The organism is Streptomyces ambofaciens ATCC 23877 (genome assembly GCF_001267885.1).
GTDB lineage: Bacteria > Actinomycetota > Actinomycetes > Streptomycetales > Streptomycetaceae > Streptomyces > Streptomyces ambofaciens.
In genome coordinates this window covers 4,575,504-4,587,950 of the sequence record NZ_CP012382.1, presented here as the reverse complement: position 1 = coordinate 4,587,950, position 12,447 = coordinate 4,575,504, and the positions used below count along the sequence as shown (strand labels likewise).

12 protein-coding genes are annotated in these 12,447 nt (G+C 74.6%); 6 read left to right on the top strand and 6 right to left on the bottom strand.

Features of this window, described 5'->3' with window-relative positions; translation table 11 throughout:
- Nucleotides 1-13 precede the first annotated feature (13 nt).
- Nucleotides 14-1,672, bottom strand: coding sequence for a serine/threonine-protein kinase (locus SAM23877_RS20505; protein WP_053142690.1), 1,659 nt, complete (start codon nucleotides 1,670-1,672; stop codon nucleotides 14-16).
- Between the two features lie 94 nt (nucleotides 1,673-1,766).
- On the bottom strand, nucleotides 1,767-2,615 hold the full coding sequence (locus SAM23877_RS20500; protein ID WP_053135242.1) for a menaquinone biosynthetic enzyme MqnA/MqnD family protein: 849 nt from the start codon (nucleotides 2,613-2,615) through the stop codon (nucleotides 1,767-1,769).
- Between the two features lie 291 nt (nucleotides 2,616-2,906).
- Here SAM23877_RS20500 and SAM23877_RS20495 point away from each other — a divergent pair, with 291 nt between their 5' ends.
- Nucleotides 2,907-3,110 (top strand): cold-shock protein, encoded by a 204-nt coding sequence (locus tag SAM23877_RS20495; protein ID WP_003974443.1) that lies wholly within the window; start codon nucleotides 2,907-2,909, stop codon nucleotides 3,108-3,110.
- Nucleotides 3,111-3,213: 103 nt separating this feature from the next.
- Here the strand turns inward: SAM23877_RS20495 and SAM23877_RS20490 are convergent, their stop codons facing one another.
- Nucleotides 3,214-3,840, bottom strand: coding sequence for a helix-turn-helix domain-containing protein (locus SAM23877_RS20490; RefSeq protein WP_079030759.1), 627 nt, complete (start codon nucleotides 3,838-3,840; stop codon nucleotides 3,214-3,216).
- 68 nt (nucleotides 3,841-3,908) lie between these two features.
- Here SAM23877_RS20490 and SAM23877_RS20485 point away from each other — a divergent pair, with 68 nt between their 5' ends.
- The 3 genes from SAM23877_RS20485 to SAM23877_RS20475 all read left to right on the top strand — a co-directional run bounded on the left by SAM23877_RS20485 (nucleotide 3,909) and on the right by SAM23877_RS20475 (nucleotide 5,818).
- Entirely contained in the window at nucleotides 3,909-4,628 is a 720-nt protein-coding gene (locus SAM23877_RS20485; RefSeq protein ID WP_053135239.1) for an AzlC family ABC transporter permease, read from the top strand.
- 5 nt (nucleotides 4,629-4,633) lie between these two features.
- Nucleotides 4,634-4,939, top strand: coding sequence for an AzlD domain-containing protein (locus tag SAM23877_RS20480; protein ID WP_418080532.1), 306 nt, complete (start codon nucleotides 4,634-4,636; stop codon nucleotides 4,937-4,939).
- A 234-nt stretch (nucleotides 4,940-5,173) separates the two neighbouring features.
- Nucleotides 5,174-5,818: a class I SAM-dependent methyltransferase gene (locus SAM23877_RS20475; protein ID WP_053142686.1), complete on the top strand. Its 645-nt coding sequence runs from the start codon at nucleotides 5,174-5,176 to the stop codon at nucleotides 5,816-5,818.
- 14 nt (nucleotides 5,819-5,832) lie between these two features.
- Here SAM23877_RS20475 and SAM23877_RS20470 read toward each other — a convergent pair whose 3' ends face one another.
- Together SAM23877_RS20470 and SAM23877_RS20465 are read right to left on the bottom strand one after the other, a co-directional pair.
- The gene (locus SAM23877_RS20470; RefSeq protein WP_053135234.1) at nucleotides 5,833-7,764 is read right to left on the bottom strand and encodes an AMP-dependent synthetase/ligase; all 1,932 of its coding nucleotides are present in this window, start codon (nucleotides 7,762-7,764) and stop codon (nucleotides 5,833-5,835) included.
- A gap of 236 nt (nucleotides 7,765-8,000) precedes the next feature.
- Nucleotides 8,001-9,287, bottom strand: coding sequence for an acetyl-CoA C-acetyltransferase (locus SAM23877_RS20465; RefSeq protein WP_053135231.1), 1,287 nt, complete (start codon nucleotides 9,285-9,287; stop codon nucleotides 8,001-8,003).
- A 101-nt stretch (nucleotides 9,288-9,388) separates the two neighbouring features.
- On the opposite strand from SAM23877_RS20465, the gene SAM23877_RS20460 reads away from it, so the two are divergent.
- Together SAM23877_RS20460 and SAM23877_RS20455 are read left to right on the top strand one after the other, a co-directional pair.
- The gene (locus SAM23877_RS20460; RefSeq protein ID WP_053135228.1) at nucleotides 9,389-10,684 is read left to right on the top strand and encodes a 3-oxoacyl-ACP reductase; all 1,296 of its coding nucleotides are present in this window, start codon (nucleotides 9,389-9,391) and stop codon (nucleotides 10,682-10,684) included.
- Nucleotides 10,684-11,607, top strand: coding sequence for a MaoC/PaaZ C-terminal domain-containing protein (locus SAM23877_RS20455; protein WP_053142684.1), 924 nt, complete (start codon nucleotides 10,684-10,686; stop codon nucleotides 11,605-11,607). The genes SAM23877_RS20460 and SAM23877_RS20455 overlap by 1 nt, the downstream gene beginning before the upstream one ends.
- Here the strand turns inward: SAM23877_RS20455 and SAM23877_RS20450 are convergent.
- Nucleotides 11,595-12,326: a TetR/AcrR family transcriptional regulator gene (locus SAM23877_RS20450; RefSeq protein WP_053142682.1), complete on the bottom strand. Its 732-nt coding sequence runs from the start codon at nucleotides 12,324-12,326 to the stop codon at nucleotides 11,595-11,597. The two genes, SAM23877_RS20455 and SAM23877_RS20450, sit on opposite strands and share 13 nt — an antisense overlap.
- Between the last annotated feature and the right edge of the window lie 121 nt (nucleotides 12,327-12,447).

Below are 12,447 nucleotides of genomic sequence, written 5' to 3'. Positions count from 1 at the left end.
ACGGGACGGTCGGTTACTCAGTCCTCGACAACCGCGCCTTCGGCCGCCCCGAGTCCTCGCTGTCCGACTCGTACCGGAGGTCGTCGCCGACGGGGGTGAGGCGGACGGTGTGCGGGGCCGGGTTGCAGACGTCGCGGTTGCCCTCGGCCCCCACGGCGCCGGCGACGACCTGTGTCGCCGTCACCTTCCGCAGGGTCAGTACGTCGTCGCAGGTGCCGCCGAAGATGTCGGTGTGGCGCAGGGTGCCCAGCCGCTCGCCGACCGCGGCCTCGCGGACGGTCAGGCGGAAGGTGCCGAGGGGCAGGTTGCCCTCGACGGCGACCGCCTGGCCCTCCCAGGTGCCGACGTAGCGCCCGGGGACGGCGCGGGGCGCGGACGGCGACTGGGTGGCGGTGTCCGAACCGCCGGGCGGGGACTCGCCGCCGGTGCCGGGCAGGAGGTCGAACACGAAGACCGAACCGACCGTCACCGCCGCCAGCGCCCCCGCCACGCCGAGGGCCACCGTGCAGCTGAGCCTGCGGCCCCTGCCGCCACCGGTGTCCCGGGTGGAGGTGGCCGCCACGGACAGCGAGAGCCTGCCGGGCGAGGGGACGCCACCCCCACCCCCGCTCCCGCCCACGCCCACTCCCCCGCTCCCGTCCCTCGGCTCCGGCACCACCGTCGGCGTGGGCATCACCGGCGGCGGTCCGAACGCGCCGGGCACCCGCGGCTCGCCGCCCGCCTCGGCCCCGCCCACGGAGGGCCGGCTGAATCCCACCGGCCCCGACGCGGACTCCACCGCCTCCAGGTTCAGCAGCCGCACGGCGCTGCGGCTGACCCGCTCCACCAGCGGCCCGGGCAGCCAGCCGCCGGCCACCAGGTGCGCCGCGCCTTCGGGGGCGAGACGCCGGGCCACCTCCCCGGGGGCCGGCCGGGCGGCCGGGTCCTTGGCCAGGCAGGCCGCCACCAGGCCCCGTAGCTCCCCGTCCAGGGCGCCGAGCCGAGGCTCCTCGTGGACGACCTTGTAGAGCAGCGCGGCCGAGGAGTCGCCGGGGAAGGGCGGCTCGCCCGTCGCCGCGTACGCCAGGACCGCGCCCAGTGAGAAGACGTCCGCCGCACCGGTGACACCCTTGCCGAGGATCTGCTCGGGCGACATGTATCCGGGGGAGCCGACCGAGACGCCCGTCGAGGTCAGGGAGGCGGTGCCGTCGGTGGCGCGGGCGATGCCGAAGTCGATCAGAAGGGGGCCGTCGAGGGTGAGCAGGACGTTGGACGGCTTCACGTCGCGGTGGACGAGGCCCAGCTCGTGCACCGCCGCCAGCGCCTCGCCGAGGCCCGCGCCGAGCGCCCGGACCGAGTGGGCCGGCAGCGGGCCGCCGTCCGCGACGGCCGCCGTCAGGGACGGTCCGGCCGCGTAGGCGGTGGCGACCCACGGCACGCGCGCCTCGGGGTCCGCGTCCAGCACGGGCGCGGTCCAGGCGCCGCCCACCCGGCGCGCGGCGTCCACCTCGCGCCGGAACCGGGCGCGGAACTCCTCGTCGAGCGCGAAGTGCGGATGCACGATCTTCACGGCGACCGTGCGGCCGCCGGAGCTGCGTCCCAGGTAGACCCGGCCCATGCCGCCGGAGCCCAGCCGGCCGAGCAGCCGGTAGGGCCCCACGACGGTGGGTTCGTCCACTTCGAGCGGTCGCATGGCGTCCACCCCTCCCCCGTGTCCCCCGAACGCCGGTACCTGGAAGCAGGGTAGTGGGCCGTCCGCCCGGGGGCCCCGGGCCGCGACCGGCCCGTCAGGGCTGGAGCAGCTCCACCTTCACGTCCGCCGGGAAGCCGGTGGTGGGGCCCACCCGGCGGGCGAACTCGGTGACCGCCTCCAGCTGCGGGGCGCCGAAGCGGAAGTCCAGGGTGGTGAAGTACCGCGCGAGGGTCTCCTCGTCGAAGGCCTCCCAGCGGGCCGCCTGCTCGGCCACCTTGCCGACCTCCTCCAGGGAGAGGTTGCGGGAGGCGAGGAAGGCCTCGTGCACCCTGCGGGTGAGCAGCGGCTCGCGCTCCGCGTAGTCCTTGCGCGCCGCCCACACCGCGAAGACGAACGGCAGCCCCGTCCACTCCTTCCACAGCGCGCCCAGGTCGTGCACGGCGAGGCCGTAGCGCGGGCCGTCGATCATGTTGGCGCGCAGGGCCGCGTCGCCGATGAGGACGGCCGCGTCGGCCTCCTGCATCATCAGGCTCAGGTCCGGCGGGCAGGTGTAGTAGTCGGGCTGGACCCCGAAGCGCTCCGCGAGGAGCAGCTGGGCGAGGCGGACCGAGGTGCGGGAGGTCGACCCGAGGGCGACGCGGGCGCCGTCCAGCCGGTCCAGCGGGACCTGGGAGACGATCACGCAGGACATGACCGGGCCGTCGCAGCCGACGGCGATGTCGGGGAAGGCGACCAGGTCGTCGGCGTTCTTGAGGAACTCGACCAGGGTGACGGGACCGATGTCGAGATCGCCCTGCACCAGCTGCTCGCTGAGCTTCTCCGGGGTGTCCTTCGTGAGCTCGAAATCGAGGAGCGTGCCTGTTCTCGCGAGCCCCCAGTACAGGGGCAGGCAGTTCAGGAACTGGATGTGGCCGACGCGCGGCCGGGTGCGAGAATTGTCCACATCGCGAGGCTAGCCCTCCCCCCGAATCCGTCCGCCGCCGACCCCCGGCGTCAGCCGAACGGCCGAAGTGTTCAAACATCCGGGTGAAGTGATCTTGGCCTCTGTTGCGCTCGGGGGCCTGCGTGCTAGGCTCACAGCAAGTTGCAGTTTGGTTTCCCTTGCAGTACAGAGCCTGCGGAGCATGTGACCGCGGGCTCTCGTCGTTCTCAGACGTATGCAGTTGTGCAGCACTTCTGTCTTCACACTTGCTGGTTCTGGAGCAGGGCAACCCTTTGGGCCCAAGGAGGGCTTATGGCTACCGGAACCGTGAAGTGGTTCAACGCCGAAAAGGGCTTTGGTTTCATCGCCCAGGAAGGCGGCGGCCCGGACGTCTTCGTCCACTACTCCGCGATCAACGCTCAGGGATTCCGTTCCCTCGAGGAGAACCAGCAGGTGTCCTTCGACGTCACGCAGGGTCCGAAGGGCCCGCAGGCGGAGAACGTCACTCCTGTCTGATTGACAGCAGTACCCAAGGAGCCCCGCGCCGTTCCGGCGACGGGGCTCCTGCCTTCTCCGAGCCTCACGCCGGCTCGGGCTCGCGCCCGCCCGCGCGAGGCCCTCACACGTGCTGCATGATCAGCACGAACGCCGTCCCCGGCGCCAGCGCCTCGTACGTGTGGGGTACGTCCCCGCGGTAGGTCATGTAGTCGCCGGGCCCCAGTTCCACGCCCTCCCCGCGCGGGCCGGCCAGGAGCCGCCCGCTGCCGACGACCAGGTGCTCGACCGTGCCCGGGATGTGCGGCTCCGACTCGCGGGCGGCGCCCGGTTCCGCCCGCAGGTGGTAGATGTCCCGCCGCGCACCGGGCGGGCTGGAGGAGAGCAGGGTGGCCGCGTAGTCGGCCCGCTCCGACGCCACCTGGGGCCCCTGCCCCGCCCTGATCACCCGCACCGCCGCGGTCGGCGGCTCGACCAGCGTGCTGAACGGCACGCCAAGGGCCACGGCCAGCGCCCAGAGGGTCTCCACGCTCGGATTGCCGCTCGCCCCCTCCAGCTGCGACAGCGTGGACTTGGCGACTCCGGCCCGTTTGGCCAGCTCGGACAGGGACAGCCCGGCCCGCGTCCGTTCGCGGCGCAGGGAGGCGGCGATCCAGTCGAGCGGGAGGCGGGCGGGGGCCGGATCGGACGGGGCCGAATCGGACGGGGCCGAATCGGCGGAGACCGGCTCTACGGGGACCGGATCAGACATGGCGTTCGCTCCATCGGTACGTTCGTTCGTCTTGACGAACGACACTCGGTCTGTCCATTGTAGGAAACATGCGTTCGGTACAGCGAACAACCCCTTCCTCCGACGGGTGGCGGAGCTGGCGCCGCGACCCCGAGCTGATCAGGGACGTGGCCCTGGTCAGTGCCGCCGGCGGCGTCGTCGGCGTCTCGTTCGGCGCGATCGCCGTGGCCGGCGGGCTGCCGGTGTGGGTGCCGGTGGTGATGTCGCTGGTCGTGTACGCGGGCTCCGCCCAGTTCAGCGCGGTCGGTGTGCTGCTGGCCGGCGGTGGCCCGGTGGCCGCGGCCGCCACCGGGCTGCTGCTCAACACCCGGACGGCGGCTTTCAGCCTCGCGGTCGCGGAGACCATCGGTACCGGCCGGACGGCACGGCTGGTCGGAGCCCATCTGGTCACCGACGAGACGGTCGCGTTCGCCCTGGCCCAGCGGGACCCCGCGCGGCGACGGGCGGCCTTCTGGCTGTCGGGTGTGGCGCTCTTCGCGGTCTGGAACGTCGGTGTGCTCCTCGGCGCGCTGGCCGGCACCGCGCTCGGCGACACGGCGGCCTACGGTCTGGACGCCGCCTTCCCTGCCGTGCTGGCCGCCCTGGTCCTGCCCGCGCTGCGGGGGGACGCCGGTCTGCGCCGGGCGGCGCTGCCCGGCGCCGCGGTGGCCCTGGCGCTCACCCCGGCCGTCCCGGCGGGGGTGCCGGTACTGCTGGCGCTGACCGGCCTGTTCCTCTACCGCGCGCCGGTCCGGAAGGAGTCCGCGTGAACGCCATGGTCGCCGTGATCCTGGCGCTGGCGGTCGGGACGTACGCCTTCCGCCTGGTCGGCCCGGTGCTGCACGGCCGGGTCACGGTGCCGGAGCGGGCGCGGGAGCTGCTGTCCGCCGGTGCCGTGGTGCTGCTGGTGGCGCTGCTGGCGACGGGGGCCTTCACCGAGGGGGGCGGCTTCGCGGGCTGGGCGCGGCCGGCCGGGGTGCTGGCCGGGGGCGTACTGGCGTGGCGGCGGGCGCCGTTCGCGGTGGTGGTGCTGGGGGCGGCGGCGGTGACGGCGGCGCTGCGGGCGGCGGGGCTGGAATGACACCCCCTGTCGGTGGACGCCGTTAGGGTCCGCGCCATGACCGACGACACCGCCACGACCGCAGGCACCACCGTGGCCGCAGACACCACCGTGGCCGCTGACACCACCCCGACCGCTCACACCGCGGTGACCGCAGACACCACCACGACCGCAGACACCACCCCGACCACTCACACCGCGGTGACCGCAGACACCACCACGACCGCAGACACCACCGTGCCCCACGCCCCCGCCGTGCCCCAAGACCCCGCCTTCGTCACCACCACCCGCGACTTCTACGACACGATCGTCGAGGACTACGCGGACCGCTTCCGTTCCCTCGGTGCCGGCACCCCGCTGGACCGCGCGCTGATGGGCGCCTTCGCCGAACTGGTGGGGGCGCAGGGGGAGGTGGCCGACCTCGGCTGCGGGCCCGGCCGGGTCACCGCGCACCTCGCCTCGCTGGGCCTGCGGGTCTTCGGCCTCGACCTCTCCGCCTCGATGCTCGCCGTCGCGCGCCGCGAGAACCCGGGCCTGCGCTTCGAGCAGGGTTCGATGCTGGAGCTGGACCTGCCCGACGGCGCCCTCGCGGGGGCCGTCTCCTGGTACTCGTCGATCCACACGCCGTGGGAGCGGCTGCCGGACCTCTTCGCGGAGATCCGGCGCGTGCTGGCGCCGGGCGGGCACCTGCTCCTCGCCTTCCAGGTCGGCGACGGGCCGACCCGGCTCGACCGCCCCTTCGGCCACCCGGTCACCCTGGACTTCGAGAAGCGGCGGCCGGAACCGGTGGCGGAACTGCTGGAGGAAGCCGGGTTCACCGTGCTGTCGCGGACGGTGCGCGTACAGGAGGACGACACCTCGGCGAAGGTCCCGCAGGCCTGCCTGATCGCCCGCCGCTGAGCCTGCGGCGAGGGTCAGGAGCCGTCGTACAGCTTCTCCACCGCACCCGCGAAGTCCCGCATGATCACCTCGCGCCGGAGCTTCATCGAGGGGGTCAGATGGCCCTCCCACTCGGTGAAGTCCCGGGGCAGGACGGCGAAGCGGCGGATGGACTCCGGGCGGGAGACCAGCTTGTTCGCCTCGTCCACCGCGCGCTGGAGCACCGCCAGGACCTCCTCGTCGTCGGTGAGGAGCTCGGGCGGCACCGGGTGCTTGCCGTTCATGCGGCGCCAGTGGGTGAGGCCGTCGGGGTCGAGGGTGAACAGGGCGGAGACGTAGGGGCGCCGGTCCCCGAGGACGATGCACTGGGAGATCAGGGGGTGGGAGCGCAGCCAGTTCTCCAGGGGGGCCGGGGCCACGCTCTTGCCGCCCGCGGTGATCAGCAGCTCCTTCTTGCGGCCGGTGATCGTCAGGTAGCCCTCGTCGTCCAGGCTGCCGATGTCGCCGGTGGCGAACCAGCCGTCGGGGGCGGCCGGGACGACGCCGCCCGCCTGCGGGTCCCAGTAACCGGGCAGGACCTGTTCGCCGGCGACGAGGATCTCCCCGTCGGCGGCGATGCGGATGCGGGTGCCGGGCAGCGGCCAGCCCACCGTGCCGAGGCGCGGCTTGAGCGGGGGCGTCACCGTCGCCGCGGCCGTGGTCTCCGTGAGTCCGTAGCCCTCGAAGATCTCGATGCCGGCCCCCGCGTAGAAGGCGGCCAGGCGGCGGCCGAGCGGGGAGCCGCCGCAGATGGCGTAGCGGACCCGGCCGCCCATGGCGTTGCGGATCTTGCGGAAGACGAGGGGGTCGTAGAAGGAGCGGGCGGTCTTCAGACCGCGGCCCGGGCCGCCGCTCGCGCCCGTCTGGCGGGCCTCCATGGCCTCGCCGTAGCGCACCGCCACCGAGACGGCGCGGTCGAAGGCCGCGGACCGGCCGCCCGACTCGGCCTTGGCGCGGGCGCTGTTGAAGATCTTCTCCAGCATGTACGGAATGGTCAGCAGGCAGGTCGGCCGGAAGGCAGCCAGGTCCGGGAGCAGGTCCTCGGGCCGCAGGCTCGGCGCGTGGCCGAGGCGGACCCGGGCGCGGACGCAGGCCACGGCGACCATGCGGCCGAAGACGTGGGACATCGGCAGGAAGAGCAGGATCGACGGCTCCTCGCCCGTCCTCGCCTTGAAGACGGGGTAGAGCAGCTCGATGGCGTTGTCGACCTCGGCGAAGAAGTTGCCGTGGGTCAGCGCGCAGCCCTTGGGGCGGCCGGTGGTGCCGGAGGTGTAGATCAGGGTGGCGAGCGTGCTCGGGCTCAGCATGCCCCGGCGGACCTCCACCTCCGCGTCGGGCACCTGGGCGCCCAGCTCCGCCAGTTGTTCCACGTGCCCCTTCTCCATGACCCACAGGTGCTTCAGGTCCGGGATGCGGTCCAGTTCCGGGCCCATGGCCGCGGCCTGCGCGGTGGTCTCGGTGACCAGGGTGACCGCGCCGGAGTCCTGGAGTATCCAGCGGGTCTGGAAGAGGGAGGAGGTCGGGTAGACGGGGACGGTGACCAGGCCGGCCGCCCACGCCGCGAAGTCCAGCAGCGTCCACTCGTACGTCGTCCGCGCCATGATCGCGATGCGGTCGCCCGGCATCAGGCCCTCGGAGACCATGCCCTTGGCGACGGCCAGCACCTGCCCGGCGAACTCCGCCGCCGTCACGTCGGACCACTCCCCCTCCGCCGACCTGCGGCTGAGGACCACCTGGTCCCGGGCCGCGACCGCGTTGTCGAAGGGCAGGTCGGCGAGGGAGCCGCGCCGCACCGGCGGGGCGAGCGGCGGTACGTACGCCTCCCGTACGGCCCCGTCCAGCCGCCGCGTCTCGGGCTCGACCAGCGTGGGGCCGGGCGAGTCGGCGTAGGCGGCGGATGCGGCGAAGGAGGGAAGCGGGGTGGACACGGGCGGCTCCTGTGACGTGCAGCGGGCGACACTGCATCGCGCGCACTGCGCGGCCGGCAGTGCTCTGCTGCGTGACGTACGCGCCTCGCGCGCCGAGGCGTTCCTCGCCGTCCCCGGACACGGGGTTACCGGCGGTCAGTTCGGGGATCGTACGGGGCCCTCGTGGAAGGTTGGTGCGGGTTCGGGGATGGTCCCGCGCCGGAGGTGTGCAGTCTCGGGGGTTACCTGCCAGTAGGTCACGTTCGTTCCAGTATGGCCGTGACCCCCTGGCCGCCGGCCGCGCAGACGGAGATCAGCCCGCGCCCGGGCCCCTCCCGCTCGGCGAGCAGCGCGGCCAGCGTCGCCACGACGCGGGCGCCGGTCGCCGCGAAGGGGTGCCCGGTGGCCAGGGAGGAGCCGGCCACGTTCAGGCGGGCGCGGTCCACGGGGGCCAGGCCCCGCTTCTCCCAGGCCGCCAGCGTGGCCAGCACCTGGGACGCGAACGCCTCGTGGATCTCGACCAGGTCGAAGTCCTCGATGCCCAGCCCGGCCCGCTCCAGCATCCGCGGGACCGCGTACGCCGGAGCCATCAGCAGGCCGTCCTCACCGCCCGCGACATCGCCGCCGACGAAGTCCACGGCCGCCGTCTCGTGCGCCGTCAGGTACGCCAGCGGCTCCAGCCCGCGGGCCTCGGCCCACTCCTCGCTCGCCAGCAGGACCGTCGCCGCGCCGTCCGTCAGGGGCGTGGAGTTTCCCGCCGTCATCGTGGGCTCGGCTCCGGACAGGCCGAACACCGGCTTCAGCGCGGCGAGTTTCTCCACCGTCGAGCCGGGGCGCAGGTTCTGGTCGCGGGCCAGGCCCCGGAAGGGGACCACCAGGTCCCGGAAGAAGCCGCGTTCGTACGCCGCCGCCAGCCGCTGATGGCTCGTGGCCGCCAGCTCGTCCTGCGCCTCGCGGGTGATGCCCCGGGCGCGGGCGGTCACGGCGGCGTGCTCGCCCATCGACAGGCCGGTGCGCGGCTCGGCGTTGCGCGGGATGTCCGGGACCAGGTGGCCCGGGCGGATCCGCGCCAGCGCCTTCGCCCGGCCGCGGGCCGACTTCGCCCGGCGGGCCTCCAGGAGGATGCGGCGCAGGCGGTCGTTGACGCCGAGCGGCGCGTCGCTCGCCGTGTCGGCGCCGCCCGCGACCGCCGACTCGGTCTGGCCGAGGGCGATCTTGTTGGCGGCGGCGATCACGGCCTGGAGTCCGGTGCCGCAGGCCTGCTGGACGTCGTACGCGGGCGTGCGCGGGTCCAGTGCCGAGCCGAGGACCGTCTCGCGGGCCAGGTTGAAGTCGCGGCTGTGCTTGAGGACCGCGCCCGCGACGAACTCGCCGACCGCGCCCGGCCCCTGGAGGCCGTACCGCTCGACCAGGCCGTCGAGCGCCGCGGTGAGCATCTCCTGGTTGGAGGCGGTGGCGTACGGGCCGTCGGAGCGGGCGAAGGGGACGCGGCTGCCGCCGATGACGGCGACACGGCGCGCCCGGGGCGGTTCCAGGGGGCTCATCTCGACCTGCTCCTCACCCGTGACATAGGCTTACCTCCGGTAACCTTACTCCAGAGTAAGCAAAGTCGACACACGCCGTACAGCCGTTGGGGAGACAGGACATGGCCGACCGCTATCTCAGCTTCACCGGCACCGCGCCCGGCCGTTTCCTCACCCGGCGCCTCGGCCTCCCGCAGCCCGCACCGCTGGTACGGGACGCGCTGGAGGGCGGCCTGCTGCACCGCACGGCCGGCAGGACCGCCCTGGACCTCGCCCCCGTGCTGGCCCGCACGGGTCTCGCCGCCGACGAGGACGGCCGCCCGGCCGCCGTCGTCCTCGACGCCACCGGCGTCCGGGACGTCGACGCGCTCGCCGCGGTGCACACCGCCCTGCACCCCGTCGTGCGGTCCGTCGCCGCGAGCGGCCGGATCGTGGTCCTCGGCGCACCGCTCGACCCCGACGACCACCACCAGGCCGCCGCCCAGCAGGCCTTGGAGGGGTTCACCCGCTCGCTCGGCAAGGAGATCGGGCGGGGCCGGACGGTCAACCTGGTCCGGCTCACCGACGCCCCCGCCGCCGAGTCCACCCTCCGTTTCCTCCTCTCCGCCGCCTCCGCCTACGTCAGCGGCCAGGTGATCGAGGTCGCCCCCGCCGGCGCCGCCGTCACCGCCCCCGACGACTGGGACCGCCCCCTCGCCGGGCGCACCGCGCTGGTCACCGGCGCCGCCCGCGGCATCGGCGCCGCCGTCGCCGGGACGCTGGTCGAGCAGGGCGCCCACGTCGTCGTCCTCGACGTGCCGCAGGCGGAGCAGGAGGCGCGCGGGCTCGCCGAGCGTCTCGGCGGCACCCCCCTCGCCCTCGACATCACCGCCGCCGACGCGGGCGAGCGCATCGCCGCCGCCCTGCCCGGCGGACTCGACGTACTGGTCCACAACGCGGGCGTCACCCGCGACCGGCGCCTGGTCAACATGGCCGCCGATCGATGGAGTTCCGTCCTCGACGTCAACCTCGCGAGCGTCCTGCGCACCACGGACGCGCTGCTCGCCGCGGGCGCGGTCAACCGGGGCGGCCGGATCGTGGCGACCGCCTCCATCGCCGGGCTCGCGGGCAACGCGGGCCAGACCAACTACGGCGCGAGCAAGGCCGGGATCGTCGGCCTGGTCCGCTCGCTCGCCCCGCGCGCGCTCGCCGGGCACGGGGTGACGGTGAACGCGGTCGCGCCGGGCTTCATCGAGACGAGGATGACCGCGGCGGTCCCCCTTTTCATCCGCGAGGCCGGCCGCCGCATGAACTCCCTGGCGCAGGGCGGCCTCCCGGTCGACGTCGCCCGGACCACCGCGTGGCTCGCCCACCCGGCCTCCGGCGCGGTCAACGGCCAGGTCGTACGGGTCTGCGGCCAGAGCCTGCTGGGGGCGTGATGGACTCCGCCTCCTCCCCGACGCCCGCAACCCCCACGACCACGACGGCCGCCACCACGACGACCACGCTGAGCGGCTCGCCCGCCCTCGCGCCGCTCCTCGCGCGCGGCGCGCTGCTGTCCCCGCTCAAGCGGCCCCGCCCGGGCGCCGCCTTCCCCCGCACCCGGCTGGTCCTGCCCGGCCTGCGCGTGGACCTCGCGCGCCTGGCCGCCTACGAGCGGGCCTGCGGGTTCGCGACCGGCGCGGACGCGCTGCCCGTGACCTACCCGCACGTGCTGGGCTTCCCCGCCGTCATGCGCCTGATGAGCGACCGGCGCTTCCCGCTGCCGCTGCTCGGGCTCGTCCACACCTCGATCGACATCACCCGCCGCGCCGTCCTGCCCACGACGGCCGCGTACGAACTCACCGCCTACGTCGAGGGGCTCGCCCCGCACCGGCGCGGCACCGAGGCGGCCGTCGTGACGCGACTGCGGTCCGGCACCGACCTGGTGTGGGAGTCACGCAGTACCTACCTGGCCCGGCACCGGACCTCCGGGCACACGCACACGGCGCCCTCGGAGGGCTCCGCCGCGCCCCCGGAGGAACTCGCCGGGCCCCTGCCCGCCCGCGCCGAGTGGCGCCTCGCCGGTGACGTCGGGCGGCGCTACGGCGCCGCGTCCGGCGACCGCAACCCGATCCACCTGCACCCGCTCACCGCCCGCCTCTTCGGCTTCCCCCGGCCCATCGCGCACGGCATGTGGACCGTGGCCCGGTGCCTCGCCGCACACGGGACACCCGACGCGACGGTGGTGCGGGCCCGGTTCCGGGCGCCGGTACCGCTGCCGGGGACGGTGACCTACGGGGCCGAGGGCGGCCGGTTCGAGCTGCGCGGCGCCGGGGACCGGCTGCACCTGTCCGGCGAGGTCGGGCCCTACCCGGCCTGAGCGGAGGCCGCCCGCGCCACCGGCTCCGGCGCGGTCGTGGCCTCGGGCGCGGTCTCCGGCGCGGGCGCGGCCTCCGGCTCCTCGGGCGGTGACCAGCGCCGGCCCGTCATCAGGTCGCCCAGGCCCGCCCAGGCGAAGTTCATCAGGGTCGCCGCCGCCTGCTTCGCGGTGACGCCCTCGGTGGCGCCCGCCCAGTCCGCGAGCGCCTCGGCGGCGCCGACCAGCGCCTCGGCCAGTCCGGCGACCTCGCCCTCGGGCAGGTGCGGGTCCCGGTGCGCGTCCCGCGCCGCGGCGGCGATCAGGTGCGTCACGAAGGCGACGATCTCCGCGCGCATCACCGCCACCTCGGCCGCGAACAGCTCGCCGTGGGTGCGGGCGTGCAGGTGCAGCACCCGCCAGGCGTCCGGGTTGCGCGCGGTGTGGTCGAAGAACGCCCGCAGTCCCGACCAGAGTTGCCCGTCGGCGGACAGTCCCGGCAGCACACCGGCCCGGACCGCCTCGGTGAGGGCGCGGGCCTCGCGGCGGATGCAGGCGGTGAAGAGGTCGTCCTTCGAGTTCAGGTACAGGTACACCAGCGGCTTGGAGACGCCCGCCAGTTCGGCGATCTCGTCCATCGACGCCGCCATGTATCCCCGCTGCCCGAAGATGCGCACGGCGGCGTCCAGCATCTGCTGCTCACGCACCGCACGCGGCATCCGCTTGGTCTTCCCAGCACCCATGCGCATCAGCGTACGGTCCGCGCGGTGGTGATCAGGCCGTCGCGCCCGGGACGGCCCACCCCGCGCGCTCCCCCGGGCCGGGACACCGGCTCCCGGCGCGCACACGCCGACGCCCCGCGCC